The organism is Runella rosea, assembly GCF_003325355.1.
Classification (GTDB): domain Bacteria; phylum Bacteroidota; class Bacteroidia; order Cytophagales; family Spirosomataceae; genus Runella; species Runella rosea.
The window spans coordinates 1,160,886-1,186,873 of the sequence record NZ_CP030850.1 but is presented as its reverse complement, the minus strand read 5'-3'; the positions used below and the strand labels follow the sequence as shown (position 1 = coordinate 1,186,873).

At 45.0% G+C, this 25,988-nt stretch carries 26 protein-coding genes; 16 read left to right on the top strand and 10 right to left on the bottom strand.

Annotation, left to right across the window (positions count from 1 at the left end):
* Positions 1-133: 133 nt before the first annotated feature.
* From bla to DR864_RS05075, 9 genes are all read right to left on the bottom strand, one after another.
* Positions 134-1,039 carry a class A beta-lactamase, subclass A2 gene (bla, locus tag DR864_RS05115; RefSeq protein WP_114065944.1) on the bottom strand — a complete coding sequence of 302 codons (906 nt, stop codon included), beginning with the start codon at positions 1,037-1,039 and terminating at the stop codon, positions 134-136.
* Positions 1,040-1,229: 190 nt separating this feature from the next.
* On the bottom strand, positions 1,230-1,853 hold the full coding sequence (locus DR864_RS05110; protein ID WP_162793557.1) for a hypothetical protein: 624 nt from the start codon (positions 1,851-1,853) through the stop codon (positions 1,230-1,232).
* A gap of 221 nt (positions 1,854-2,074) precedes the next feature.
* Positions 2,075-2,563, bottom strand: a complete 489-nt coding sequence (locus DR864_RS05105; RefSeq protein ID WP_229599522.1) for a DinB family protein — start codon at positions 2,561-2,563, stop codon at positions 2,075-2,077.
* Between the two features lie 208 nt (positions 2,564-2,771).
* Positions 2,772-3,194 carry a hypothetical protein gene (locus tag DR864_RS05100; protein WP_114065942.1) on the bottom strand — a complete coding sequence of 141 codons (423 nt, stop codon included), beginning with the start codon at positions 3,192-3,194 and terminating at the stop codon, positions 2,772-2,774.
* Positions 3,195-3,405: 211 nt separating this feature from the next.
* Entirely contained in the window at positions 3,406-3,861 is a 456-nt protein-coding gene (locus DR864_RS05095) for a GNAT family N-acetyltransferase (protein WP_114065941.1), read from the bottom strand.
* Between the two features lie 103 nt (positions 3,862-3,964).
* Positions 3,965-5,071, bottom strand: a complete 1,107-nt coding sequence (locus DR864_RS05090; RefSeq protein ID WP_114065940.1) for a hypothetical protein — start codon at positions 5,069-5,071, stop codon at positions 3,965-3,967.
* 171 nt (positions 5,072-5,242) lie between these two features.
* Positions 5,243-5,620, bottom strand: a complete 378-nt coding sequence (locus DR864_RS05085) for a hypothetical protein (protein ID WP_114065939.1) — start codon at positions 5,618-5,620, stop codon at positions 5,243-5,245.
* Between the two features lie 165 nt (positions 5,621-5,785).
* Positions 5,786-8,266, bottom strand: a complete 2,481-nt coding sequence (locus DR864_RS05080) for a S9 family peptidase (RefSeq protein ID WP_114065938.1) — start codon at positions 8,264-8,266, stop codon at positions 5,786-5,788.
* A gap of 35 nt (positions 8,267-8,301) precedes the next feature.
* Positions 8,302-8,745 carry a DUF2721 domain-containing protein gene (locus tag DR864_RS05075; RefSeq protein WP_114065937.1) on the bottom strand — a complete coding sequence of 148 codons (444 nt, stop codon included), beginning with the start codon at positions 8,743-8,745 and terminating at the stop codon, positions 8,302-8,304.
* A gap of 111 nt (positions 8,746-8,856) precedes the next feature.
* Between DR864_RS05075 and DR864_RS05070 the strand changes: the two genes are divergently transcribed.
* The 12 genes from DR864_RS05070 to DR864_RS05015 all read left to right on the top strand — a co-directional run bounded on the left by DR864_RS05070 (position 8,857) and on the right by DR864_RS05015 (position 21,101).
* Complete coding sequence (locus DR864_RS05070) at positions 8,857-9,528, top strand: NUDIX hydrolase (protein ID WP_114065936.1); 672 nt, start codon at positions 8,857-8,859, stop codon at positions 9,526-9,528.
* 93 nt (positions 9,529-9,621) lie between these two features.
* Positions 9,622-10,152: an SHOCT domain-containing protein gene (locus tag DR864_RS05065; protein ID WP_162793556.1), complete on the top strand. Its 531-nt coding sequence runs from the start codon at positions 9,622-9,624 to the stop codon at positions 10,150-10,152.
* A gap of 129 nt (positions 10,153-10,281) precedes the next feature.
* A complete protein-coding gene (locus tag DR864_RS05060; RefSeq protein ID WP_114065934.1) occupies positions 10,282-11,760 on the top strand; it encodes an AfsR/SARP family transcriptional regulator in 1,479 nt (492 codons plus the stop codon).
* Between the two features lie 88 nt (positions 11,761-11,848).
* Entirely contained in the window at positions 11,849-13,075 is a 1,227-nt protein-coding gene (locus tag DR864_RS05055; protein ID WP_114065933.1) for a cytochrome P450, read from the top strand.
* Positions 13,076-13,102: 27 nt separating this feature from the next.
* Complete coding sequence (locus tag DR864_RS05050) at positions 13,103-14,176, top strand: PEP/pyruvate-binding domain-containing protein (protein ID WP_114065932.1); 1,074 nt, start codon at positions 13,103-13,105, stop codon at positions 14,174-14,176.
* Positions 14,177-14,232: 56 nt separating this feature from the next.
* Positions 14,233-16,047, top strand: a complete 1,815-nt coding sequence (locus DR864_RS05045; RefSeq protein ID WP_114065931.1) for a PEP-utilizing enzyme — start codon at positions 14,233-14,235, stop codon at positions 16,045-16,047.
* Between the two features lie 121 nt (positions 16,048-16,168).
* On the top strand, positions 16,169-16,756 hold the full coding sequence (locus DR864_RS05040) for an HD domain-containing protein (RefSeq protein ID WP_114065930.1): 588 nt from the start codon (positions 16,169-16,171) through the stop codon (positions 16,754-16,756).
* 4 nt (positions 16,757-16,760) lie between these two features.
* Positions 16,761-18,188 carry an aldehyde dehydrogenase family protein gene (locus DR864_RS05035; protein ID WP_114065929.1) on the top strand — a complete coding sequence of 476 codons (1,428 nt, stop codon included), beginning with the start codon at positions 16,761-16,763 and terminating at the stop codon, positions 18,186-18,188.
* A complete protein-coding gene (locus DR864_RS05030) occupies positions 18,189-18,788 on the top strand; it encodes an HD domain-containing protein (protein WP_114065928.1) in 600 nt (199 codons plus the stop codon).
* Positions 18,781-19,521 carry an SDR family NAD(P)-dependent oxidoreductase gene (locus DR864_RS05025; protein WP_114065927.1) on the top strand — a complete coding sequence of 247 codons (741 nt, stop codon included), beginning with the start codon at positions 18,781-18,783 and terminating at the stop codon, positions 19,519-19,521. Before DR864_RS05030 ends, DR864_RS05025 begins: the two co-directional genes overlap by 8 nt.
* 63 nt (positions 19,522-19,584) lie before the next feature.
* On the top strand, positions 19,585-19,905 hold the full coding sequence (locus tag DR864_RS05020) for a 2Fe-2S iron-sulfur cluster-binding protein (protein ID WP_114065926.1): 321 nt from the start codon (positions 19,585-19,587) through the stop codon (positions 19,903-19,905).
* Positions 19,902-21,101 carry an NAD(P)/FAD-dependent oxidoreductase gene (locus tag DR864_RS05015; protein WP_114065925.1) on the top strand — a complete coding sequence of 400 codons (1,200 nt, stop codon included), beginning with the start codon at positions 19,902-19,904 and terminating at the stop codon, positions 21,099-21,101. Before DR864_RS05020 ends, DR864_RS05015 begins: the two co-directional genes overlap by 4 nt.
* A gap of 33 nt (positions 21,102-21,134) precedes the next feature.
* Here the strand turns inward: DR864_RS05015 and DR864_RS05010 are convergent, their stop codons facing one another.
* Positions 21,135-22,010 carry a helix-turn-helix domain-containing protein gene (locus tag DR864_RS05010; protein WP_114065924.1) on the bottom strand — a complete coding sequence of 292 codons (876 nt, stop codon included), beginning with the start codon at positions 22,008-22,010 and terminating at the stop codon, positions 21,135-21,137.
* A 254-nt stretch (positions 22,011-22,264) separates the two neighbouring features.
* On the opposite strand from DR864_RS05010, the gene pcaH reads away from it, so the two are divergent.
* Genes pcaH through pcaDC form a run of 4 tightly spaced genes read left to right on the top strand, consistent with a single transcriptional unit; the run spans position 22,265 to position 25,986 of the window.
* Positions 22,265-22,972, top strand: coding sequence for a protocatechuate 3,4-dioxygenase subunit beta (pcaH, locus tag DR864_RS05005; protein WP_114065923.1), 708 nt, complete (start codon positions 22,265-22,267; stop codon positions 22,970-22,972).
* A gap of 29 nt (positions 22,973-23,001) precedes the next feature.
* Positions 23,002-23,520 (top strand): protocatechuate 3,4-dioxygenase subunit alpha, encoded by a 519-nt coding sequence (pcaG, locus tag DR864_RS05000; RefSeq protein ID WP_205319204.1) that lies wholly within the window; start codon positions 23,002-23,004, stop codon positions 23,518-23,520.
* An 11-nt stretch (positions 23,521-23,531) separates the two neighbouring features.
* On the top strand, positions 23,532-24,845 hold the full coding sequence (pcaB, locus tag DR864_RS04995) for a 3-carboxy-cis,cis-muconate cycloisomerase (protein ID WP_114065921.1): 1,314 nt from the start codon (positions 23,532-23,534) through the stop codon (positions 24,843-24,845).
* A gap of 1 nt (position 24,846) precedes the next feature.
* Entirely contained in the window at positions 24,847-25,986 is a 1,140-nt protein-coding gene (gene pcaDC / locus DR864_RS04990; RefSeq protein WP_114065920.1) for a bifunctional 3-oxoadipate enol-lactonase/4-carboxymuconolactone decarboxylase PcaDC, read from the top strand.
* Positions 25,987-25,988: the final 2 nt, after the last annotated feature.

The following is a 25,988-nucleotide window of genomic DNA, read 5'->3' as shown; positions in this document are numbered from 1 at the left end:
TTGTTTTTAAGATGGCTTAGGGTTGGCGTTATATTTTTTAGCTCTTTAAACTTCGATTTGTCAAAGTTAGACTTCATTTATTAACCAAAGTCAATGAGACAAAAATAAGGTCGAAATACTTTTGTGTTATAGTTTAAACAGGCTTTGTTGTAAAGTAATCCCAGGCTACTTTAGCAATGTCGGCAATGATTTTTTCATTAGTCTCCTCATTTTCTTTTGAATTTGTGACAAAGACGCTTATGAAAAAATGTTTTCCATTCGGTAAAAATATAATTCCTATGTCATTAACTGCGGCTGTTATATTATTTTTATTTGTTCCTGATGAGCCTGTTTTGTGAGCAACAATAGTTCCTTTCGGCAATTGTCCTTTTAGCCTTGCTTTGCCTGTTTCGGTTCCTTTCATGGTTTTCCAAATAAGGTCGTAACTTTTTTTAGAGAGCAGCTTTGTTTTGTTGTAATAAAACTTTGATAAGACTTCGTTTGCTGCTTTTGGTGTTGTCCAATTTTGAAATTGCAAATCCCAATTCGCTTGTATTTTCTCTTCGTTCAGTTTTATTGAAATGTCTTTGATGTTATTTTTCTTTAAGTATTCTTCAACAACTATTGGCCCACCAAGCAGCCGTAGTAAAGCATCGCACCCAACATTGTCACTTTGAGAAACAGTATATTGTATCAATTTTGAAATTGGAAAACTTCCTCCATTAGGATTCTCTTCCCTCAGTGGACTCCACAAATCGGGTAATAAATCTTTTTTCTGTATCTCAACTTTTTGGTCTAACGAAAATTTTCCTTTGTCAATTTGAGATAAAACCGCCAACGCAATGTGAAATTTAAAAACGCTTTGTAATGGATAATGTCGCTCACCGTTCAGAGAAACGGTGTCTTTTTCGTCATTACCTATAATTGAAACACCAACAATTGCGTTCTTTGTCGAAACAATTTGTTGTATTTTCTTTCGCAACGAAGCTGTCGTTTGGGTAAATGCTTGGGCACTAATGAGTAAAAAAAGTGAAGTCGCTAAGTGAAGTAATCTTGTCATATTTTTGTCTGTCTTTGAATATTTTGTCGTGTATGTAAAATTGCCGCTATTTTTTTAGGATTGGTGATGTGGTGGGTTTATAGTAGCCTGAATGTTTTCGGAATTTATAAGGACTTCTAATGTTGAACTTTATACAACTGTTAAATTAAAATATCAGCCGATATATTGTTAAACTAATATTGCAGTTTGTTTATTTTTCTTTTTCAAATTTGTCTTTTAGCTTATTATATTTGAATGTTACTTTGTCTTTTTTTGAATTTTCTGAAATATTAATGAAATAAATTTTTGACTCAGAAATGTAATAATTTGAGCCTTTATTGTTTTTGTATTCATAATTAAAATCACTGCTTTCAACAAAATCTTCGTTGTAATTACGAGCATAAAAGAAGTTTTCGTTGACTTCGTAAAATTGATAATCAAGTAAAGTTTCTTTCTTGTCTATATTTATTATTTTTACAAAAGTTTTCTTTTTTGAGTCTACTCCAGATTCCCCTTTTTGAGTTGTGTATGAAATAGAATATTCCAACACAATTTCCTTCAGTCCCTTTTTGTCGAAATCTATTTCGAAAATTTTTATTGGTTGAGGAATATCCTGTTTCTCTTCAAAGGCATCGGTTAATTTTATTTTTCCATTTAATAAATCATACGTAGTTCCCGATTTGGGGTCTTTTATCTTTAAAGAATAGGTTGTGTCTGAATTTTCTTGGATGATTGTATAGTTTGTTTTGTTTTTAAATGTACTCTCATTTTTGTGGGCATACACCCTAGCACTTATTGATACCAGTAAAATGTTAATAGCCAAAAGTGTTTTCATTGTTTTTTTATTTAAAGAGTACATTGTAAAAGAATAAACCCCAAAGTTTAAATTTCTTCGGGGTGCTATTTTTTCTGTAGGCGTAGACTATTTAACGTTTTCGGGCTTTGCATTCGGGCAGGTTTTGGAGCACAAAACTGTCAACTCAGCACTGAACTTGAATAGAAGCATAAAGCTCCAAGTTTCTACGTCATCCCGCCTATTGTGCGGTCGTTTTTATTTTATCTCAATTCGCTTGAAAATGCTTTTCCTTTTGATAAAGTCAAAGAAATTTGTCCCGCGTGATGAGAGTTATGGAAAAGAATGTGTGAGAAAAGTCGCATTCTTGAAACTGTACCAAAAAATGGAGTATCAGTTGTCAAAGACCAATCCTCGTCTTTTGAATTTATTATTAAATTCTCAAGCATTTTGTATCCCATATCGATGTATAATTTGCTTGTTTCAATTTCAAATTCCTGCCCTGTATCTAGCATTCCAATCGTTGTATTTTGAATGTTTGAGGGAACCCCAAGAAAGTAGCCAAACAAATTCATAGTTTCTCCAATGTGCCTGTAAATGAATTCGATAGAGGCTGTTTCGGTATTTAGCTTATATCTTTTGTTCTCGTTTGTGACTCTGTCCAAAGCATATGAGTTAGTTGTTATATTTTGAACTAACATTTCTCGAAGTAACTCCTTTTGACAATTCATAATATAGATTTTAGTGTTCAACGTTTTGGCAGATTTGCGATGGGCGGGCTTTTCAGCACAAATGTTGATGCGAAAAACTGAACTTCCACCTTGCACCAATGTGTCTGCGGAGTACGAAACCCCGCCTATTGCAAATGTGCTGTTATCGGTTGTTTTTCTTTTCTGTCTACTGTGTTATTATACCGAAGTAGAGAACTTGTTTGCTCGCTCCATATTGTCCAATCTGCTATTATTGTTTTTTAAATTCCATTTTTTCGGTGTCGGCATTAAAATAAATAAACAGTTTGTTACTATGTCGTTCGTAAGAACTAGCTGAATGAATTGCGTCCCAAAACTTACTTCCCCAATTTGGTTCGCCTACTTTTGTCCCACCGAAACTTAAAGTTTTCATACTATTAACTTTTAATAACTCATATTCTCCACCAACAGAATTTGTAACAGTTTCTCCGCTCATTTTCCCTATACTTCCGTTGTCAGAGAATTCTATAATTATTGAACGGGAAATATTTGTCGGTTCGGATTCACTTGTCCCAAGGGTTAAGTTGTAGTATTTAACCATTTTCCATTTTCCGTTCAATGTCGGTTTGGTAGTATCGTCTTTGTTACAAGCGAACAAAGTCAATGCAAGAATTAAGATGAAGTTCGTTTTCATTGCCTGTTTAAATTATTAGTTGTTGTATGTTTACACAATATTGTCAAGTTGCACTGTCATTTTTAAAACAACCGCTAACGTTGAAGCATTGGCGTTGTAGGGGAAATCAGGGAACGTCAGTACAAACCTTGCACCATCAATAAATAGAGTTACAAGTGTTCAGCCGATGTTCGTCAGCCCCTATAACGCCAATGCAATGTTATGTGCCGTTTTATTCTGTTTTTCTATTGAATTCAAACAAAATATAAGTCCCACTTTCAGATTGCCCTGTTTCTATTTCTAAAAAGCCCTTTTGTCTGTAAAAGTAAATTGCTTTTTTGTTCCTCTCATCGCATTTCAGTCTAACTTGATGACTAAATTTGTCAAGCACTGCATTTAATAATAGTGTTCCAATACCTCGGTTCTGAAACTTTTCGTCAACATATAAATGATGAATAAAATTGTCTGCCGCCCAAACAGAAACAAAGCCAATTAGGTCATCATCAGCAAGAGCTACTAAAATATACTCGTTCTCAGTCTCCTTGTCAAAGTCAGATAAGTTAAACTGCGATTTGTCATTCCAAGAAAAGGTTGTTACTCTTGTATTGAGAAATAAATCCCGCATAGCATCAATATCTTTCTCTCGTCTTTCTATTACTTTTATCATCTCGCAATAATCACCTGTCATTTATTGTCTGTTAAATAGCCGCTAACGGATGGCCGTATGCTGCGTAGCCTGTGTTGCGCCTGCGGCAGGCTATGCAGTATACGGCGTGTTAGCTGTAGTTTTTTTAAAATGGTAATAAATTTTCGTCATTTAATATACGAGTAAAATCTGCAATATTTGGTTGCAAAATTTCTTGACTGATGAAAGCCTCATACTCAATATCAGATATACCTTTTTGCAAAGACTTATATGCTTCACGTGTATCCCATTTATCCGAATCTTCTTTTATGTCTGCAATTTTCTCTATTATTGACTGCATCACTTTTAAATGGGTATTATAATATGGTTTAGATTTGGCTAAATATAGGTTCATTTTATCAATAATTCCTCTTGATGCATAACTATACAAAGTTTGATTAATAAAATAAGATTGACAAACTCCTAAACAAGAATATAGATAGATTAAAATAGTATTTTTACTCTCTTCGGGATAAAGGTCTAATTTGTCTCCAAACAATTCAAATAATTTTTCAGCCTGGCCCTTACTTCCATTGGTTATTTCAGTCTCAATTTTAAGAATATATGATTTAATAATATTCTCAGAGACAAACTTCTCCAGTTTTTCAATACCAAAATAAAGAAAATCCCTATCTGAATAATCAACAGTATCATTATTTAGATAGTAGGAAATAAATTTCTGGTATAATAAATTTATTTCATTTTGATTCATTTTTTTTAGAAGGTAATTAAAAATTTTTCGAGAATGAGCGTCAGTATGTAATTTTGCAAATACATCCTCTGCTTTATTACCATATAATTTTGGATGGTTTTCTTTTACATTACTTATCACCATATTTACCAATCTACAGGCAATAATTGCTTTGTCCTCATTTATATCCGATTCAGACCTTAACTCTTTACTTGGATGAATAAAATTTCTGTATTCACGAATAACTGAACTTAAATCTTTTGTTGTCTTTGATATTAAATCTATTGTTTCAGACAAATCAATTAGTTCAAAAAACCTTAATTTATCAATCTTACTTTTAGAATATCCATCTGGTGGATTATTTGTCAAAAATTCTAAAAGCAAAGCTTCGATAATTGACCCAGATAATACTAATACGGATTTATACGCTTTTGCCTCAATGCAGTTATTCATTTCTACATAATCACGAATTAAAATCCGTTTGAATTGCTGGTCTTGGATAAAATCAAAGTCTTGATTCATATTGTTCAGTTATGTTGGGTTAAATTACAGCTAATGTTTTCGGGCTTTGCGTTCGGGCGGGTTTCGGAGCACAAAATTTCAATTTATTACAAAAGTTTATTAGAAGCACAAAACTCCAAATTTATACGTCAGCCCGCCTGACGCAAAACCCGTGTTAGCAGTAGTTATTATTTAGTCATGTCGTTTTAGTTCATATGAAACTAATTCCCCTTTTGGATAGTCGCCTAATTTATTCCAAATCTCGAGGTAATCAATTAGGCCATTAGAAAAGTGTACAATTGTATCAGCCAACACATTTATCTCCGAATTTATCAGTTCAAATTTTTCCAAACGATGTGCAAATCCCCCAAATAACTCAGCCAATTGCGATTCGGTTAATCTATATTTTTCTATTTCAGGTTCGTATTTAAAATATACGTAAAGTCCTAAACCTGTATGTTCCTCTTCTTTTTCTGTTAAATGTCTAATTTGTTCGAAGAGAATGTCCTCAAATTTTTCACCTTCAATAGTTAATTCAATAATATTTGATACGAACTCTGATTTTATCATGCTTAATTACTGCTAACATCTGTATATACGCATCTAGTTGCGTATATACCTGCGGGGTGGAGGGGTTTACGCCATCGGCCACCCTCAAATATAAAAAAACAGCCGGCTGTTTCCAACCGGCTGTCCTTAAAACGGAGTAGATTCCTACGGAATGATAAAAGTACCTTAGCGCTTCTCGCCCGACATTTGGCCCGTCTTGGTGGCGGGGGTCGTAGCGGGTGCATTTTTCACGTATTTGTCCAACCAGCCGTTCATCTCGTACAGCATGTGCAGGAGCGATTCTTTGGCGGTGTAGCCGTGGCTTTCGTAAGGCAAAAACACCAATTTGGCCGTGGCACCCATGCCTTTGAGGGCGTTATAATACCGCTCCGACTGAATCGGGAACGTACCCGTGTTGTTGTCGGCTTCGCCGTGGGTCAATAGGAGCGGGGTTTTTACCTTGTCTACGTTCATAAAGGGCGACATTTTATTGTACACATCGGGGGCTTGCCAGTAGGTGCGCTGCTCGTTCTGGAAGCCAAACGGCGTCAAAGTACGGTTGTAAGCGCCCGAGCGCGCAATGCCCGCTCTGAATAAGTTGCTGTGCGACAATAAGTTGGCGGTCATAAATGCACCGTACGAGTGGCCGCCAACGCCTACGCGGCTGGCATCCACTACGCCGAGGCGTACGCCTTCGTCGATGGCTGCTTTGGCACTCGCCACCAATTGCTCTACGTAAGTATCGTTAGGCTCATTGTCGCCTTCGCCCACGATGGGAATGGATGCGTTTTCCAACACCGCGTAACCCATGGTGACAAAGGCCGCGCCCGTCCAATAGCTGATGCGGTTAAACTGGTACGGCGAGCCGTTGACCTGTCCGGCGGCGGCGGCGTTCTTAAATTCGGCAGGATACGCCCAAAGGAACGTCGGTAGCGGACCGTCTTCTTTTTTATAGCCGGGAGGCAGCAGCAGCATGGCCGTCAAATCCACGCCGTCGGGGCGTTTGTAGCGCAGTTGTTGCTTCTGGATGCCTTTAAATTGCGGGTAAGGATGCGGGAAAAACGTTACCTGCGTCAACGCGGGTTCGGCCGCTTTTTTGCCTTTTTTGGGCGCTGGCTTCAGGTTACGGATAAAATAGTTTGGCTGCTCTTCCTGCGACTCGCGCGACGTCAGAATCAAACCTTTTTCGGCGTTCAGGATGCTGATGGGCCGCTCAAAAAATGGTGCTTCTGAGCGGAACAAACGCTTGGCCTGCTTGGTGGTGAGGCTATACACATCCACAAACGGACGGTCGCCTTCAGGAGAGGCACCTTGGCCCGTGAGGTAGATTTCGTTGGCGGCCGTGATGTCAAGCACGTATTCGCCGTAGGCATTTTTCTTCAACTCGGGCGTGCCGGGGTTGTTATAACGGTCTTCTGAGGAGCGGTCAAACAATACAACTGGATTGGCAGGATTGCTTGGATTCACCAATTTGGTGATGATTTTGCGGGTAGCGTTCCAACGCTCCGAAAACAAAGCCGTTTGGTCATTGCCCCAGGTCACGCCGCCAAAACGATAGGCCGCCGCGTAGATTTCTTTGGCTTCGCCGCTGAAAGGCGCGTCCAGCGTGTACACCACGTCGCGAATGGCGATTTTGCGCTTAGGGTCACCGCCGTCTTTGGCTTCTACCCAATACACCGTAGCGGGGGCGTCGTTGCGCCAGTTGTGGTTGCGTTGTCCCGAAGGAGCGGCATCTTGCCCCCAGGGTACATTTTCCTGCAACGGAATGTCAGTCAGGGTTTTAACCAATGCGCCAGCGGCGTCAAAAATGTCTATTTTAGAAGGGAAACGATTGACCGTTACCAGATAAGAAAACGGACGGTGAATGCTCTCAATCATGACATAACGACCGTCGGGCGAAGGGGCGGCGGTGGCGATGAGGCCCAAGCTACCGATTTTTTGTACGCTGCCGTCGAGTCCTAGCTTCATCGTTTGGGCCGTGGCGTAGTATTCAAATTGCTTCTCGTCGGCGGGGCTTTTCAATAAATCCTGATAAGTAGCTGCTTGTGCCTTGGTGCCCAGGTTTTCCTGAACGGTCGGGCCTGAAGGTACGCGGCTGATTTCGGGTGCTGCACCACGCTCGGCGGGTATTCCTCTGACGATAAACGATTTGCTGTCGGAAAGCCACTGGTATGGCACACCCAATACAGCGTTGAGGGCCACGTCGCTGACTTTGGTGGCAACGGCGGTGGCTACATCGACCACGTAGAGCTGAATTTTGGTGTCGGTCGTGTGCGTGAACGCGATTTTGCTGTCATCGGGCGACCATTGAATCGAGGAAATTTGCGCATTGGCGGGCAACCCCGTTACCTGTACGTCGGTGGCATTGGCCGAAACCTGACGTAACTTAAGGTTGTTGACGTACACCGCTCGGCTCGGGCCGTTGGTGGCGGGGTTGATGCGCAAACCCGCAATTCTGTATTCGGGTTGCGAAAGTTCAGCAATGGTCGTAGTGGCCGTGTTTCGTTCCGAAATCAGCATCCATTGACCCTTGCTGTCCACGCTGACCGTTGGCGTGGGCGGGGCGGTGACCAAATCGGCTAGGGGTTTGGGGGGCGTCTGGTACCCGTCTTGTGCAAACGAAGCGTAGGCACAAAGGCACCAGATAAACAGGAGTGGTTTTCTCATTGATTTTAGTTGGTTAGAAGTGTGAAATAGAGTGGTTATTCGATGTTTTTTGGTTTTGTCCGTCCAAAAAAGCCAAATTGCTTGCCGAGTTTTTCTTCCATGTCGCTTAGCTCGATTTTAAGGGCGTGGATAGACAACGAAATCTCCCAGATGGACAAACTCAGCGCACCGATTTGTAACAATAACGCCACGAAAAATAATACCTGCGCCACAGATTGATACTGTAAATAGATGAAAAGCATTGAAACCGCGCTCAAAAGCAGGCTCGTGACGATGATAAATTGGATGTTTCGGATAATGTGTACGCGTCGGTGAAGGTGTTTGATTTGTTCGACGTAGTTCTCATTGGGGCTTATTCTGAATTTATCGTGCAATTCGCGAATCAAACTGGCGATGGCCAAGTAGCGGTTGGTGAAGGCAATCATCATCAACGAAACGGTCGAAAATAAAATAGCGGGGGTACTGATAGCGAGTTCCATACCGAAAATGGGAGTTAATAAAGCACGATAATAGCGACTTTTTGCGGATAGTGTGCCTTCTTTGTGTACTTTGCACTAAAAAAATACCCACTGTTAGCTTCTGCAATTGTTATGCTCGAAAACGTCTTTGATTCTCACAAATTTAACCTTTGGAAAGCCAATTTGTTAAAAAATGGCCTTGAAATTCACCAGATTGAGGAAAAATTTACCCGCCACAACGGCCACGGCGATGCGCTTTTTTCGCTGTTGATGCTGGATGCTACCACGCCCGAGGGCGACAAAATTCCTCCTATTTGTTTTTTGAAGGGCGAGGTATTGTGCGTGTTGGTGTGTTTGATTGACGAAGAAACCCGCGAAAAATACTTGCTGCTGGTCCGCCAACGCCGCATTTGCGACGGCTCGCAAACCTACGAGCATCCTGCTGGAATGCTTGATAGTGAGTCGGATGCGGTCAAAGTGGCCGCCAAAGAGGTGTTTGAAGAAACGGGAATGACGGTCGAAAAAAATCAATTAATTCGCCTGTTAGATTACCCCGTCTATCCTTCTACTGGCACGAGCGACGAAACCATGTACTATTTTTATTGCGAGCTCACACTCCCCAAAGAAAAAATCATGAGCTATGATGACTTGTTTATGGGAGAAGCCTCTGAACATGAGCGCATTGTGACGGTCGTTTTGCCTTTTGCCGAAGGCCATCGCCTTATCAATAATGCCAACGGAATTTTGCTCAACTTTCTCTATCTAAAAGCCGTTGGAGATTGGGATTTATTGAAAAAACTGTAGATGATGGCATGGTTATTTAGGGATAATTTGTAAATTGATATGTCCTTTTGGGCACTTCAGCAACATTTGGCGGTTAGAAACAAAAAAAGAAGCATGAAAAAGATTAAAGAAATAGCCTCAAAATACAACGTAAGTGAAGAAACTGTTTCTTCATTATTGGCCGGACTTAAACTGTCGGGTGGTCGTCAGGTACAATTCAATATCCCCGAACTGGGCGGAATGGGCCAATGGCAGGGTGGTATGGTCATGATTGGCGATATGTTTAACAATAGCCTAAAGGCCAAAGTGGCCGAGTTGTGCGCCGAGCTGGTGCCGCTCTCGCAGACGATGGCCGAAGAAGAAAAGGCCGCCGCTCCCAAGAAAAGCAAAGCAGATAAAAAAGCGGCAGAGGAGTATTCGTCGCCCGCGTTTAGTGGTAGTCAAAACGGGAGTAAATACGCCTACTTCGCAGCTGAAAATGTGCTCGTTGTCGAATTGGAGCAGGACGGCAAAATCACCAAATACAGCACCAAAGGATTCCCGTTGACGGGCGTGCAGCAATCGCAAGACAACGGCGGTCGTAGCCTCAGTTTTACTTATCCTGGTGGAACCGTTACGGTGAAAGATTTGAAAAAGATCAAGTAAAAAGCCCCACTACGTCAACCGCCCCGAGGATTGGGATTTTGCCCAACTTCTCGGGGCGGTTTTTGCATAAACCAAAGTGGATTTGCTATACTTGCACTCGGTTGCTCCGTGAGGCAGCCCAACGACACAATGGTAGCAAAATATCCGGGGCTTTTCTTTAGCGATTATTCCCTTCTTTGGCAACAAATCAAACGAATCATCGGCGCTCATAAACATTGGCTCTACGTGGCTGATGAACAAAGTGTGAGCAGCGTGAAAGAGTTTTTTGCCATCGAATTGGTTGATAATGAAGGAGATGTTGTTTCTTCGGGAGAGTTTTTTTTGCGGGAACAAGTCGTGCGTGCAAAACCCGTGGTGAAAGCATTACAGGCCCACATCAGCGCCATCCCCGCAGAAATGCGAGCGGATTCAGTCTTCTTTTTTGAAATGACGTGGGCGGTCAGAACGCCTTCTGGGGATATTTATCTGCGCGAACTACACGAAGCGTTTCAGGAGTTGTTGGTTTCGTATCCTGTTACTATCGTTTGCGTTTACAATGAGTCGGTGTTGTTGGACGAACAACTGCTTTTGGGCTTGTTTTCTCATCCCGAAATTTACACCCACGAGGGCCTCAAAGCCAATCCGTATTATTTGCCGCCCCGTATTATTAAAAAAAATCAATTAAAACCGCGCTTCAACTACTGGCTTTCCACCATTGATACGCATCAGGTGGTGGATGAAGTTCAGGTAGTGGAAACTAACGATGAAAAGCAGGCGTACCCATTAGAGCGGCCTTTCCAAACCATGACCGCCCAAACCAACGAAGGGCGCTGGAAAATCAGGTGTCTGGGAGAGGTTCGGATTTACCGCGAAAATGGCCAATTGATTGACTGGAACACCAAAGCGGGTGCTACGCGCAAATTAAAAACGTTGTTTGCTTTTTTGTTGATTCGTGGCGAAAAAGGGGCTAATACGGAAGAATTGGCCGATTTGCTCTGGTCGGAAGCCGACAGCACCGAGCAGTCGCTGAATCGTTTATACCACGCCATCCGTTTTCTGCGGCTCGTGCTCAACGGCCACGATGATGCTTCAAAACAGTCTTCTTTTATCGTGCATCAAGGCTCAATGTATTATTTACGACTACCATACGACAGTTGGATTGACTTGCCGATGTTTCAGGAGTTGTGTTTTAAGGGCAACCAACACCTCAAAGAAGGCAATTTGGAGCAATGTAAGATTTGCTACGAGTCAGCGGAGCGGCTTTATACAGGCGACCTTTTTATGGACATTCCGCTCAAGTACGTAGAGAACAATGAAAACGACTGGTGTTGGAGTAAGCGCACTTGGTATCGCGAGATGTACTACAAACTTCTATACAGTTTAGCAAAAATTCACCGGCAAATGGGAAATCTTTCGCTGGCGATAAACTACTGCGATAAAGCCCTCGGCGAAAATCCCAATTTGGAAGAAGCTCACAAGGAAAAATTGCTGGCCTTGGCCGAATCAAAGCGATTTGACGCCCTGCACCGACAGTACCGAATCTATACCGAATCGCTGAAAAAATTCAATATTGGAGCCCCGTCGGAGGAAATCAGGCAATTATATTTGAATCTTTCTAAAAAGAATTAAAATACTACTAAAAAAACCAAAGAAAAACCAAAGGATTGTTTTCTACATTTGGGTATGTTTTGAAAGTCAAATCAAAAAACAGTTCCCAATGAGCACCTGTCCGTATCATAAAATAAGCGAAGAATTCAAGCCTTTTGATCTCACAAATCCTTTTCCTTTTTACAAAAAATCGAGGGACGAGCAGCCCGTATTTTACAGCCAAGAATTGGGGTATTACGTTGTGACCCGTTATGAGGATATCAAGGCGGTGTTTAGCAACTGGAAAACCTACACTTCCGAAAACGCCCAATCGCCGTTTAAGCCGATTGCGCCGAAAGCCAAAAAATTGATGGAAGACCAAGGCATGATTGGTCTGTCGGGCTTGTCGGGGCGCATCCCACCCGACCATACACGTATACGCCGCATCGTTAGCATGGCGTTCAATCTGAGTCGCTTCAAAAAGCTCGAACCAGGCATCAGGGCGTTGGCGATTGAGATGATCGAAAAGTTTGAAAATGAAGGCCACGCCGAAATCGTGAAGCAGTTGGCGTATGATTTGCCCGCCTTGGTGATATTTATGTTGTTGGGTGTGCCCAAAGAAGATGTGCAGCAGGTAAAAAGCTGGGCCGAAAGCCGTTTGCTGATTACTTGGGGCGATTTGACGGAAGAGGAGCAGTTGGTTCACGCCCAAAATATGGTGAGATACTGGGAATATTGCCAAAACTTGGTAGCACTGCGTAAAGAAAATCCTACCGACGATTTGCCGGGAGATTTGGTGAGGTTGCAGGCCGAAGGTCACGAAATCAGCGACCGCGAGATTGCGGCGATTTGTTACAGTCAGCTGTTTGCAGGACACGAAACCACCACTTCATTGATGGGCAACGGCATCCGCGAATTGCTGCTCCATCCCGACAGTTGGAAAGCCATCTGCGAGAATCCAAGCCTGATTCCCAACGCAATCGAAGAAATCCTGCGGTTTTCACCTTCGATTGTATCTTGGCGTCGAAAGGCACTGGATGACAGCGAAATCGGAGGCGTGACCATCCCTGCGGGTTCCAATTTGTTGTTAGTGATGGGTTCTGCAAATCGGGATGAAGCCAATTTTGAAAACGGAGAAACCTTTGATATTCAACGCCCCAATGCCAAAGAGCACCTGTCGTTTGGCTACGGTATCCATTTTTGTTTGGGGTCGCCTTTGGCAAAACTCGAATTTAAGATTGTGTTGGAAGAATTGACCCGCAAGATTCCGCACTTAACCATCAAAGAAAATCAAGTCTTTCAATTTGCACTAAATACCTCATTCAGAGCGCCCGTGGCCTTGGAAGTAGAGTGGTAAAAAAGCAGTCAAAACCCTTTTCGTAAAATGAAATACACGTTGTTTTTTAAAGAAGCTTTGCCCGAAGAATATTATTTGTTGGGTGGCAAAGGGGCAAGTTTGGCCAGTATGAGTGCCGCTGATTTGCCAGTGCCCGTTGGTTTTTGCATTACTACCCACGCCTATGCCGACTTTTTGCACGGTTCGGCGCTTGCCGAGGCAATTTACCAAAAAGTAAATGGCATTGATTGCGCCAACGTGGCCGAATTGGATCAGGTATCGGAAGAAGTGCGCGGCTTATTATTGGTAAGTCCGTTGCCTTCCGAAGTAGAGCACAGTATCAAAGCTTCGTATCACCAGCTTTGTGCCCTCGCGGGGGCTACCAATGACTTGCCTGTGGCGGTGCGGTCGAGTGCCACCGCAGAAGACCTACCCGATGCGAGTTTTGCCGGACAGCAAGACACGTATCTGTGGGTGGTGGGAGAGGAGGAAGTCATCGAACACGTGCGCCGCTGCTGGGCGAGTTTGTACACCTCACGGGCCATCAACTATCGTCGCAATCAGCAAATCAGAGAAGACGAAGTGCTGATGAGTGTGGTGATTCAAAAAATGGTCAATGCCCGCACCGCTGGCGTAGCCATGACGCTCAATCCGACCAACGGCGACCGCTCCAAAATCGTCATTGACGCTTCTTGGGGGCTGGGTGAGGCGGTGGTTTCGGGTGAAGTTACGCCAGATAACTTCTTGGTAGACAAGGTGATGATGGAGGTGCTTGCGTCAAATATTCAAAACAAACACATCGAACACGTACCCGATAAAATAAACCGTCGGGTGCTAACGCGCGAGATTCTAGATGATCGAGCCACGCAGCCCAGCTTGAGCGAAGAAGAAGTGAAAATCGTGTGTCGAATGGCAAAAATCATCGAAAAACACTACCGTTGTCCGCAGGACATTGAGTGGGCGATTGATGCCGATTTGCCCGCTGGTCAGAATTTTACGCTTCTTCAAAGCCGCCCCGAAACGGTCTGGTCGCAGAAAAAAGCCCCCGCAGCTTCCTCCGTCAAAACGGGAATGGAAGGCATTTTGAATACCCTAATGAACCCTTTAGCAAGTAAAAAATAAACCGCGCTGACGAATCGAGCGTAACTGTTCACTTTAACCTTTAATCATTCGTAATTATGTCTTCTCAAAAATTCATTAGTCCTTACGACCACAAAGCGCCCGAAGGAGCCGAAGGTTGGAAGGAATTGTACCCCTACTACATGGTATTTCAGGATAATCTGAAACAAAATGAAGAAGCTAAATTTTTCTTTTGCGATTCGCAGCACTGGCCCAACGTGTTTAAGCCTTTTGACGCCATAACCGTCGAATTTGCGGTAAAATGCCTCAGTCAGTACAACACGCGTCAGTGGTTGATACCACCCGCTAACGGAATTGATTTTAAAATTCACAACGGATATTGCTACATGAGCCCCGTGGGCGTAGCGCCCGAATTAATCGCGGACCGCGTACCGCAATTTTTGGAACGTGCAGGGTATTATTTCATGAACTGGAATGATTTGCTCCAAAATTGGCATAAAAAAGTGAAGGGTGTCATTGATGAAATGGAAGCCGTAAAATTTGAGTCGCTTCCCGAAGTGATTGATATGGAATGGGTTAAGGGGGGTATTGGGCTTGACCCAACCTACTATCTGATTCAGAACTACGATAAGATGATTGATTTGTGTTATAAAACATGGATGTATCACTTCGAATTTCTGAACTTAGGCTACGCGGCTTACCTCGATTTCTTTGGTTTTTGTAAAGAAACTTTTCCTGGCATTCCTGATTTGTCGATTGCTAAAATGGTGCAGGGCGTGGAAGTGGATTTGTTTCGTCCTGATGAAGAATTGCGCAAATTATCCAAATTGGCGCTTGAATTGGGGGTGGACGATGTGGTCGCAAATCAAGAATTAACGGCGGCGTTGGAAGCGTTGAAAGCAACCGAAAACGGCCAAAAATGGCTTGATGCGTGGGAGTTGGCCAAATATCCGTGGTTTAATTTTACGACGGGTAACGGGTTTTATTCGACCGATAAGTATTGGATTGAGCACCTTGAGATTCCCTTTGGCTACATTCAAGATTATCTGAAACGTTTACAAAAAGGTGAAAATATTGACCGTCCGACGGAGGCCATTGCGGCCGAAAGAGACCGAATCACGGAAGAATACCGCGACTCTATTGCCGACGAAGAAGGTCAAGCGGCTTTTGATGCCAAAATCGGCTTGGCGCGGGTGGTATTTCCGTACGTCGAAAACCACAATTTCTACATCGAACACTGGGCAATGTGCGTTTTCTGGCGCAAAATGCGCGAACTAAGCGCGGTATTTGTGGAAGCTGGATTTTTCAGCGATATCAACGACATGTTCTATTTCCGTCGCGAAGAAATTCATCAACTTTTGTTTGACTACGGTCGGGGTTGGGCCATGGGCGTGCCAGCCATCGGTCCAGATTATATTCCGACCGAAGTGGCTCGTCGTAAAAAAATCATTGACGCCCTTTCGACCGCCGCGCCTAAACCCGCTTTCAATGAGCCGCCCGCCTTGGTGACCGAACCCTTCACGATTATGCTTTGGGGAATTACGTCCGAAAGTGTGCAGGGATGGTTGCAAAGTGGCGAAACCACCAATCACCTCAAAGGAATGGCGGCTTCGGCAGGCAAAGTGGAAGGTATTGCGCGGGTCATCAACAGCCCCGACGAGCTGGGCCTTTTGGAGCAAGACGAAATCTTAGTGACGCGCGTTACGGCGCCGAGTTGGGCCCCTGTATTTGGCAAAATCAAAGCCACCGTCACCGACATCGGCGGTATGATGTCGCACGCGGCCATCGTTTGTCGTGAGTACGCACTGCCGGCGGTAACAGGTACAGGCTCCGCTACTACCACCATCAAAACGGGCGACCGAATCATGGTCAATGGCTCAACGGGAGAAGTAACCATCCTCGAAGCTGCCTGATTTTAATCTTAAATGTATTTTGAAAAATGTTGATTGTGAAGGTATTAGGTGACAAAAAGTGCGTAATGTCCGACACAGTCAACATTCTGTTTCTACAGCTATTTTTTATCTTAACGTATTAATGAACAACTACGCACATATTCTCAAAGCGGCCGAAAAGTACATGCGGGTACGAAAAAACGACGTTCATATCCCGATTTCTTTTCACTACGCGATGAAACTGGCCGAAAGCTATCCAAACGCCGACCGCGAAGTGGTGGCAGCGGGCATTATTTTACACGACATTGGCTGGTTTTCGATTGACGAAGATGATATTTTTAAAAAAGGCTTTCAGACCGAAAATTACCTTCAGAGCGACGTGCGGTATTTGCACGAATCGGAAGGCGTGCGGCTGTCAGCAGAGATACTAAGGCCCTTGGGTTATTCGGAAGACTTTATTCAAAAAGTGCAAACCATCATCGACGGTCACGACACGCGGAGTTTTGCGCGTTCGGTCGAAGATGAGATTGTGCGAGATGCCGATAAATTGTGGCGATTTACGGTTACGGGGGTGAGTATTGCCTCCGATTGGTTCAAACAGACCCCTAGTCAATACTGTGCGCGTTTGCTCACCGATGTGGTGCCGCAATTGCACCTGCCCGAGTCGATTGAAATGGCGAAGACCGACTTGGTCGAAACCGAAAAAATGCTTTGTTGCGACGTAATCTAAACGAATGGAAAATTATATAAACGGGAAATGGGTAAAACCGCATTCGGCCCAATACGCCGATGTGCTCAACCCCAGCACGGGCGCTGTTATCGAAAGGTTTGCGTGCAGCAATCCTGAAGATGTCAATGCGGCGCTGGAATCGGCAAAAATGGCGTTTAAATCTTGGAAAAAGACGCCCGTTGCTCACCGGGCCAAGTTGCAGCACCAAGCCGCGCAATTGATGCGCAAACACGCCGATGAACTCGCCCGAACCATTGCCAACGAACTCGGCAGGCCGCTGGCGGGCTGCCTGACCGAAATTAGCCGCAGTGCCGACTTGTTTGATTTTTACTCCGAAGAAGGCCTTCGTTTGAAAGGAGAAGTGCCATTGCATAACCTCGAAGGCGAAAAAGCGCTGATTGTGCGCGAGCCCGTTGGCGTGGTGGTGGCCATTACGCCGTTCAATTATCCGATTACGCTGCTGACCATGAAATTGGGCGCGGCGCTGATGGCGGGCTGTACTGTGGTGTCAAAGCCGTCAGAAGATACGCCGCTTTCGACGCTGAAATTGGCCGAGATTTTTACCGAAGCAGGCTATCCCGAAGGTGTTTTTAATGTTATCACGGGCTATGGCTATGACATCGGAAATGCGCTCATTGAGCACTCAATAACGGCCAAAATCGCCTTTACGGGCGGTACGGACACGGGGTTGCGCATCGGGGCGTTGGCGGCGGCGCATAATAAACGTGTCACGCTTGAATTGGGTGGCCAGTCGCCCGCCATTGTGTGTGCCGATGCAAATTTGGCGGTGGCTGTCCCCGCCATTGTGCGCCACGCTTTTGCCAACAGCGGTCAGTTTTGCTACCGCGTCAATCGTCTGTACGTGCATGAGTCCATTTATGCCGATTTTCTGGGTCAAATGGTAGCGTTGACCGAAAAACTAACCGTGGGGCATCCGTTTTCGGGCTGCGACATGGGGCCGATGGTAAACCAAAAAATCTACCAAAACAGCGAAAATCAGGTGCAGGACGCCTTGCATAAAGGAGCACTTTTGAAAACAGGCGGCCACCGAATGAAGGGTGAACTGTATGACAAAGGCTGGTTTTTTCCACCCACGATTTTGGCCGATACCAACCACTCTATGCAGATCATGACCCAAGAAACCTTTGGGCCCGTGGTAGGTGTGATGCCTTTTCAAACCAACGAACAGGCCGTAGCATGGGCCAACGATTCGGATTTTGGATTGGCAGCTTATGTTTTTTCGGAACAACTCGGCACAGGACTGCGCATGGCGGAGTCGCTAGAAGCAGGCTCGGTTTGGATCAATAACATTCACCGTTCGTACCACGATGTGCCGTTTGGTGGAGTAAAACAAAGCGGAATCGGGCGTGAAAAAGGGCACTACGGCATCGAGGCGTATACCGAATTAAAAACCATTTACCTGAATTACTAGATGTTGCGCCCTCAAGACATCCCGCTTTGGGAAGTAGCCAAAATCCATCTGAACGTCCGTAACAACGACGAACATACGCTGTTTGCGTACTTGTTGGTGACCCAATTGCTGGAAAAATACCCAGACGCCAACCCTGATGTGGTGTTGCCAGCCATTCTTTTTCACGATACGGGCTGGTCTAAAATACCTCAAGATAAGATTTTACACGCCTTTGGGCCCAACAATAAATATCCCGAATTGACGCGTCAACATGAGTTGGAAAGTGTCGCAATTGCACAAAAAGAACTGCCCGTTTTAGGGTTTCATCAACAACAAATAAACGAAATCATCGCGCTCATTGACGGGCACGATACCACCAAACAGGCGCGCTCGGTCAACGATGCGGTTCACAAAGATGCCGATAAGCTCTGGCGGTATACGCCGCATGGCAACCGCATCATTGGCGAGTGGTTTGGCATTGGACAGGCCGAAGTACTGGAGATTTTGGAAAATTTCGTTTGGCCAACGTTCCTGACCGACGAAGGAAAAAGGCTTTCTGGTCTGCTGTTGGAGTTGGCAAAATTGGACTTGAACTTAAAAAAATACGTAGCCCATGTTTGAGCTCAAAGATAAAATTGTTGTGATTACGGGCGCGGCGGGTGGACTTGGTCGAGCCTTTGCGCAGGCCTTTGCCGTCCAGGGAGCCAAGGTCGTTGTTTGCGATAAAAACTACGCAGGAGCGCAGGAAACGGCACAAATGCTGGACGGAATGGCCCTTGAAGTGGACGTGACCAACGAGCAATCCGTGGAAAAAATGGCGAATGAAGTACTGGTCGCTTTCGGCAAAATTGACATTTTGGTCAACAACGCCGCCATCTATGCCACCATTCAACGTAAGCCTTTTTATGAACTCACAGAAGCCGAATGGGACTTGGTGCTTGACGTCAATTTGAAAGGAGTCTGGCTGGTGTCAAAAGCCGTTTGTCGGTCGATGCGTGCCAACAAATACGGAAAAATCATCAACATTTCTTCCGCAACCGTCATGAGTGGGTCGCCTAATTGGTCGCACTATGTGGCCTCAAAAGGGGGCGTTATTGGGCTGACGCGTTCGATGGCCAAAGAATTAGGTGATTTTAACATCAACGTCAACGCCATCGCGCCGGGCTTTACGCTCACGGAAGCTAGCTTGGGCCTGATGGAAAATGCCGCCAACTACGGCGTAGACCGAGGAGCCATCAAACGCCCGTCAACGATGGAAGACATTGTGGGCACGGCCCTCTATTTGGCTTCCTCTGCCGCCGACTTCGTGACGGGCCAAACCATCGTGGTAGATGGTGGTAAGCAGTTTATTTAGCAAACGCACCGTCAATAAAATATTCTTTTAAGAAATTTATTTATCGTAACTATTTGTAATACAATGCCAAAAGTAATTTATATCGAAAACAACGGCACAGAACACCAAGTGGATTTGCCGTTGGGGGCTACCTTGATGGAAGGAGCCGTTCAGAACGACATCAAAGGAATTGTGGCCGAATGCGGCGGCTCATGCATGTGCGCCACCTGCCATATTTACGTGGATGAACAATTTATGGGTCTTTTGCCCGAAATGGAAGAAGAAGAAAACGAAATGCTCGAAGGTGCGACCGCCGAGCGCATGTCAAACAGCCGCTTGGGGTGCCAAGTACGTATTTCCAACAAATTGGACGGGGTCATTGTCCGTATCCCTGAGAAACAATGAGTGCAAAAGTTGTCATCATCGGCGCTGGGCACGGGGGTTTGCAGGCGGCTGCGTCGTTGCGCGAAGAAGGGTTTGAGGGCGAAATTGTGTTGATTTCGGAAGAAAATGACCAGCCCTACCAAAAACCGCCACTCTCCAAAGGTTATTTGCAGGGAAAGCAGTCGGAGGAAGCCATTTTGTTTCGTTCCCCGCATTTTTTTCAAAACCACCAGATTGACCTTCGGTTAGGGGTCAATATCGCTCAACTCGATACGGTGGGGCAGTTGGTGATAACGCAAGAAGGCGAGACCATCGACTACACGCATTTGATTTTAGCGACGGGAGCTGCCAACCGAAAATTGACGATGGAAGGCGCCGCCGACGTGCTTTACCTGCGCACTTTAGCCGATGCCAAAGCCATTGCGCACCGACTCGAAACAGCTCATAAAGTAGCCATCATTGGTGGTGGGTTTATTGGCCTTGAATTGGCCGCGTTGGCGAAGGAAAAAGGCAAAGAAGTGAGTGTTATTGAGGCGCAGTCGCGTTTGATGGAACGGGTGCTACCGGCGGTTATCTCGGATGTTTTCCAAAAAACGCACGAGAAAAACGGGGTTCAAGTGTACCTCAATACTTTGACAAAAGCAATTGATGGTCAGTATATTATAATAAGTGATGGCAAGAAAATCGAAGCCGATTTGATACTGGCGGGCATTGGGGTCATTCCCGAAACGTCGTTGGCGGTAGAGGCGGGAATTGCCTGCGAAAATGGTATTTTGGTAAACGAGTACCAACAAACTTCGGTCGCCAACATTTACGCCATCGGCGATTGTGCCAATCATTACAACGCTTTTGCCCAAAAAAGACTGCGTTTGGAATCGGTTCAGAATGCCGTTGACCAAGCCAAAACGGCCGTAAATCACGTATTGGGGAAAGCCCAGCCTTACCACGCAGTGCCTTGGTTTTGGACCAATCAATACCATTTGAAACTCCAGATGGCGGGAATTTCGGCAGGTTTTGACCGCTATGTGCTGAGAGGCGACATTGACACCGACAAGTTTTCGGTCTATTATTTCCAAAAAAATCGGTTGATTGCCGTTGATTCGCTCAATCGTCCTGCCGACCACCTCAATGCGCGTAAATTATTGGCAGCCCAACTGAGTCCAACCGAAGCCCAAATCAGCGATTTGAATGTGAACCTGAATCAATTGTTGACATAAACTCACACCCTAATTAAGTAGGATAAAATCCAGTTAGTTCTTCCTAAACTCGCTCGGAGCCACCCCCGTGTATTTTTTAAACAAACGCGTGAAATAGGCGGGGTCTTTGAAATTTAGAAAGTAAGAAACCTCTGATATTGAGTAGTTTGTGTTGAGAAGATATTTTTTCGCTTCGTTGATGAGGTAATCGTGTACGACTTGCAGGGCGGATTTTTGGACCAAATTTTGGCAAATACGATTGAGGTGAACGGGGGTAATGTTCAACTCTTGGGCGTACTGATTGATGGATTTTGACTCTTGCAACGACTGTTTGATGCTCTTCTGAAACCCCTGAAAATACTGCAACGTTCGATTGTCAGAAGTGGTTACGGGGCTGCTTTGGGTGAGGGCCTGTCGGTAAATCGTCAGGAACAATAATTGAAAAAGGGACTGCAAAACCGCCTGTTTTTCGGGGTTTTCTTCGAGCAATTCCTTCATAATCTCCGTTTTGAGGAATAAAATTCGGTTAAATGCCGAATCGTCGTCGGAAAAGGATAGCTGTTTTAAGCGGCTGATTTCGAGGCCGATTTTGGGGGAGTTTTTGAAAAGACTCTCCAAAAATGACTCCGAAAACGTAATGACTTCGCCCACGATTTCTGGCTGAAACATAAACCCGTGCAGCGTATTGGCGGGAATGGTAATCAGACAAGGGCTTTCAATCGCAAATTCTTTGTTTTCAGACCTAAGCACCCCGCTTCCCGACTGAATGATAAATACCTGATACAAATCGGTATGCAGGTGCTCGTGAATTTCCCAATCATAGATTTTACTCCTGGTTTCCAATAATTCATGGTGGATGAAATTGGGCACCAGCGGTGAGCGGTTGTCGCCATATAATCCTTTGAAATTGACAAGTCCTTTTGGGTTCATAGTATGTTCTGAAAATGCAAGAATAAATATAGGGTATTTTCTTAGATAATACATTGATTGTGCACTTTTATGGTGTTAAACTATTGTAATAAAGGTATTTATAGTAAAAATTTTCTATTTTGTTTAACATTAAAGTTTGTAATAAATGTTTGTTTTATACAAGCAATATTTTAATTAATCCAAGAATTTATTTAACATGACCCATACCTTTGTTGGACTGAAAAAAGAAACTACCTCTCCAAAATTGTACCGCAATGAGCCAACTCATTTATAATACTTTCGATTATGAAGTCCAGCCGCCTCGGCTTGCTCCCGATTATAAATCGACCGTACTGCGTGCACCTAGCAAGCCGTTGGTCGTGGTAAAACAGTCACTTTCGGAGTTGACAGGTCCAGTATTCGGGGATTTTAACTTGGGCAAATTTGACCATGACCTGACCAAGAATTCGATTAAGAACGGCGAGCCGATGGGCGAACGCATCGTGGTGCATGGCAAAGTGATGAATGAAAACGGGCGCCCGATTCCCAATACGCTGATTGAGATTTGGCAAGCCAACGCGGCGGGTCGGTACGTCCATAAAGTAGACCAACACGATGCCCCGCTCGACCCTAATTTTTTGGGCGCGGGGCGCTGTATGACGGATGCGGAAGGAAACTATCGGTTTTATACCATCAAGCCTGGAGCGTATCCTTGGGGCAACCACCCCAACGCTTGGCGGCCCAATCACATCCATTTTTCGTTGTTTGGGGCCAATATCACCAACCGTTTGGTGACCCAAATGTACTTTCCCGGTGACCCACTGTTGCAGTACGACCCCATTTTTCTGGGCGTGCCGCCCAAAGGACGTGAGCTTTTGATTTCAACCTTTGATTTGAGCATCACCGAGCCAAATTTTGCGTTGGGATACCGTTTTGACTTTGTTTTAAGGGGGCATCAGGCCACTCCGTTTGAAAATGTATAATAAATTTTAACGCAACAATTGTCATTCCCATGTTACAAACACCTTCTCAAACTGTCGGGCCTTATTTTGCGTACGGACTCACCCCCGAACAATATTTATATGATTTTAAAAGCTTGTCTAACAATGTATTAGCTAACCCTCTCGACGAAGCCAACGTCGTTAATGTGGTGGGTAAAGTTTTTGATGGCAACGGCGACGTGATTCCCGATGCCATGATTGAGATTTGGGATACGCAGCACCAACGTTTTGGGCGTTTCGGGACGGGCACCGACCCGCAAAATCGGTTTATTTTTCATACATTTAAACCCACTTCGGTTGATGGACAGGCCCCGCATCTAAGCGTGATTGTGTTTATGCGCGGGCAGCTAATTCATTCTTATACACGTATTTACTTTGAAGATGAGGTGGAACTCAATGCGCAAGACGAAATTTTAAGCACCGTTCCGGTTGACCGACGCGACACCCTCATCGCTTCCAAAAATGCGGCGGGTTATGAATTCAATATTTACATGCAGGGCGAAAAAGAAACGGTATTTTTTGAGATTTAACCACCCCAAAAATGGGCTTATACAGCGAATTGTTTTATTCGGACGACATCAATGAGCTCTTTTCGGAGAGGAATACCATTGGGCACATGCTCCGCGTTGAGGCCGAATTGGCGCGCGCGCAGGAAGTGGCAGGGGTGATTCCAGCGGGAGTGGCCGACCTCATTGCTATGTGTTGTCAGTCTGATTTGATTGATATGACCCGGCTTAAGTCTGAAATTAAATTGGGGGGCAATGCCGCGATTCCGTTGGTGAAACAATTGACCCGCATCGTAAAAAATAATGACGTAGAAGCCTCCAAATATGTGCACTTAGGTGCTACTAGTCAGGATGTTGTGGACACAGCCGCCGTTTTGCAAATGCAGGAGTTTGGTCAATGGTTAGCACAAAAATTAAGTTTGCTCATCCGTCATTTAGTGGAAAAAACAAGCAGCTACCGAAGTACACCCATGATTGGCAGGACGCTGCTGCAACAGGCACGACCGATTACGTTTGGACTGAAAACGGCGGGTTGGCTGGAAAGCATTGGCCGAACGCAGGAGCGCATCGAAGAAGTCAAAAAACGTCTTTTTGTGGTTCAGTTGGCGGGTGCGGTAGGTAGCGGCAACGCGCAGATTTCGAGCGAGGTACAGCAAATTTTTGCGCAAAACTTAGGGCTACAAACCTCGTTTTCGTGGCAGTCAAACCGCGATACTTTCGCCGAGTGGGCGAGTGTATTGGGGATTTTGACGGGCACGTTGGGTAAAATCGCCAAAGATGTGTCGCTGCTGATGCAAACCGAGGTGGGAGAGGTGTATGAAGGTGCGGCTGAAGGCAAAGGCGGGTCGAGTACCATGCCGCACAAACGCAACCCCGTTACTTGTGCGGCCATGCTGGCCAACTCCGCCCGGTTGCCGCACTTGGTGGCTACGGTGCTTTCGGCCATGCCGCAGGAGCACGAGCGTTCGGCGGGGCTGTGGCATTCTGAATGGGAAGTGTTGACCCAAATCATGACCCTGACGGCGGGCACTGTAGAACGGGCCATTGAGTTGCTGGAAGGATTGGAAGTGGATGAAAAGCGGATGTTGGCCAATCTGGAACTGACCCAAGGGTTGATTTATGCCGAAAGTGTATCGTTGGCATTGGCGCCTAAAATGGGGAAAAATCAGGCCCATGAATGGGTCGAAAAAGCCTGTAAAACTGCCATTACGCAGCAAAAACATTTAAAAGAAGTACTGCTAGAATTGAAAATAGACGTACCCTCGGTGGATGAACTGTTTAAACCAGAAAACGCGCTGGGGTTGAGTTTAGAAATGATTGATAAGGTATTGAAGAAATTTGGACGCTAAGATGAAAACCAACTACAAACTTCAGGGAACGCCCAATAGCCCAGTGTTGATTTTTTCTAACTCGCTGGGATCAGAAATGATGATGTGGGATGAACTCGTTCCGCATGTCTTGCCCTATTTTCGGGTGTTGCAGTACGACACCCGAGGCCATGGGGGTAGCTATGAGGAATCGTCTTCGGTAGAATCATACACCATTGGCTTATTGGGCCAAGATGTGATTGATTTGATGGACAGCCTCGGCATCGAAACTGCCTGTTACTGTGGTCTTTCTATGGGTGGATTGATTGGGCAATGGCTGGGGATTCATTACCCAAATCGTTTCAAAAAGATTGTTTTGAGTAATACGGGTGCTAAAATCGGCAATGATGAACGCTGGAACTCTCGCATCGAAACCATCACTCAACAAGGAATGCAGGCCATCGTTGACGATACCATGGAGCGGTGGTTTACGGAATCGTTTCGGCAGCAAAATCCCCAACGAGTGGCCGAGACCAAAGCCATGTTTTTGCGTAGTCACGTGGCGGGATACGCCGCTTGTTGCGGTGCCATCCGCGATGCTGATTTCAGAGAAACGCTGATGAAGTTATCTGTTGAAACACTGGTGATTACGGGGGATGAAGACCCCGTTACGAACGTTGAACAGGCGGAGTTTTTGGCAAAACATATACCTCATGCCTCTTTGAAAGTCCTAAATGCCCGGCACCTAGCAAGTACCGAATTGCCGCAAGAGTACGCCCAAACACTCATTGATTTTTTAGTTGGTAACACCGCTTTTGAGAAGGGAATGCACGTTCGGCGGTCGGTGTTGGGTGAAGCGCACGTTGACAAAGCAAACGCTAATATCAATCCCTTTAATGCTGATTTTCAATCTTTTATTACCAACTACGCTTGGGGCGAAATCTGGACACGCCCTGATTTATCGAAGCACAACCGCAGTCTTATCACCTTGGCGATGTTGATTGCGCTCAACCGAAAAACGGAATTTAAAATGCACGTTCGGGCGGCGTTTAACAACGGAGTGACGGTGGCTGAAATCAAAGAGATCATCATGCATTCGGCCCTTTACTGCGGTTTGCCTGCGGCCAATGAAGCCTTTCACACAGCGCAGGAAGTCATCAACGAACTGAACATAACTACCTAAAA

Bases quoted from the DNA above. Each gene is read 5' to 3' on its own strand.
- DR864_RS05090 (WP_114065940.1), bottom strand. From the start codon at position 5,071: ATGAATCAAGACTTTGATTTTATCCAAGACCAGCAATTCAAACGGATT.
- DR864_RS05025 (WP_114065927.1), top strand. From the start codon at position 18,781: ATGTTTGAGCTCAAAGATAAAATTGTTGTGATTACGGGCGCGGCGGGT.
- pcaDC (WP_114065920.1), top strand. From the start codon at position 24,847: ATGAAAACCAACTACAAACTTCAGGGAACGCCCAATAGCCCAGTGTTG.
- DR864_RS05085 (WP_114065939.1), bottom strand. From the start codon at position 5,620: ATGATAAAATCAGAGTTCGTATCAAATATTATTGAATTAACTATTGAA.
- DR864_RS05070 (WP_114065936.1), top strand. From the start codon at position 8,857: ATGCTCGAAAACGTCTTTGATTCTCACAAATTTAACCTTTGGAAAGCC.
- pcaB (WP_114065921.1), top strand. From the start codon at position 23,532: ATGGGCTTATACAGCGAATTGTTTTATTCGGACGACATCAATGAGCTC.
- DR864_RS05035 (WP_114065929.1), top strand. From the start codon at position 16,761: ATGGAAAATTATATAAACGGGAAATGGGTAAAACCGCATTCGGCCCAA.
- DR864_RS05060 (WP_114065934.1), top strand. From the start codon at position 10,282: ATGGTAGCAAAATATCCGGGGCTTTTCTTTAGCGATTATTCCCTTCTT.
- DR864_RS05080 (WP_114065938.1), bottom strand. From the start codon at position 8,266: ATGAGAAAACCACTCCTGTTTATCTGGTGCCTTTGTGCCTACGCTTCG.
- DR864_RS05045 (WP_114065931.1), top strand. From the start codon at position 14,233: ATGTCTTCTCAAAAATTCATTAGTCCTTACGACCACAAAGCGCCCGAA.
- DR864_RS05055 (WP_114065933.1), top strand. From the start codon at position 11,849: ATGAGCACCTGTCCGTATCATAAAATAAGCGAAGAATTCAAGCCTTTT.
- pcaH (WP_114065923.1), top strand. From the start codon at position 22,265: ATGAGCCAACTCATTTATAATACTTTCGATTATGAAGTCCAGCCGCCT.
- DR864_RS05095 (WP_114065941.1), bottom strand. From the start codon at position 3,861: ATGACAGGTGATTATTGCGAGATGATAAAAGTAATAGAAAGACGAGAG.
- DR864_RS05100 (WP_114065942.1), bottom strand. From the start codon at position 3,194: ATGAAAACGAACTTCATCTTAATTCTTGCATTGACTTTGTTCGCTTGT.
- DR864_RS05015 (WP_114065925.1), top strand. From the start codon at position 19,902: ATGAGTGCAAAAGTTGTCATCATCGGCGCTGGGCACGGGGGTTTGCAG.
- DR864_RS05050 (WP_114065932.1), top strand. From the start codon at position 13,103: ATGAAATACACGTTGTTTTTTAAAGAAGCTTTGCCCGAAGAATATTAT.
- pcaG (WP_205319204.1), top strand. From the start codon at position 23,002: ATGTTACAAACACCTTCTCAAACTGTCGGGCCTTATTTTGCGTACGGA.
- DR864_RS05110 (WP_162793557.1), bottom strand. From the start codon at position 1,853: ATGAAAACACTTTTGGCTATTAACATTTTACTGGTATCAATAAGTGCT.
- DR864_RS05075 (WP_114065937.1), bottom strand. From the start codon at position 8,745: ATGGAACTCGCTATCAGTACCCCCGCTATTTTATTTTCGACCGTTTCG.
- bla (WP_114065944.1), bottom strand. From the start codon at position 1,039: ATGACAAGATTACTTCACTTAGCGACTTCACTTTTTTTACTCATTAGT.
- DR864_RS05065 (WP_162793556.1), top strand. From the start codon at position 9,622: ATGAAAAAGATTAAAGAAATAGCCTCAAAATACAACGTAAGTGAAGAA.
- DR864_RS05030 (WP_114065928.1), top strand. From the start codon at position 18,189: ATGTTGCGCCCTCAAGACATCCCGCTTTGGGAAGTAGCCAAAATCCAT.
- DR864_RS05040 (WP_114065930.1), top strand. From the start codon at position 16,169: ATGAACAACTACGCACATATTCTCAAAGCGGCCGAAAAGTACATGCGG.
- DR864_RS05010 (WP_114065924.1), bottom strand. From the start codon at position 22,010: ATGAACCCAAAAGGACTTGTCAATTTCAAAGGATTATATGGCGACAAC.
- DR864_RS05020 (WP_114065926.1), top strand. From the start codon at position 19,585: ATGCCAAAAGTAATTTATATCGAAAACAACGGCACAGAACACCAAGTG.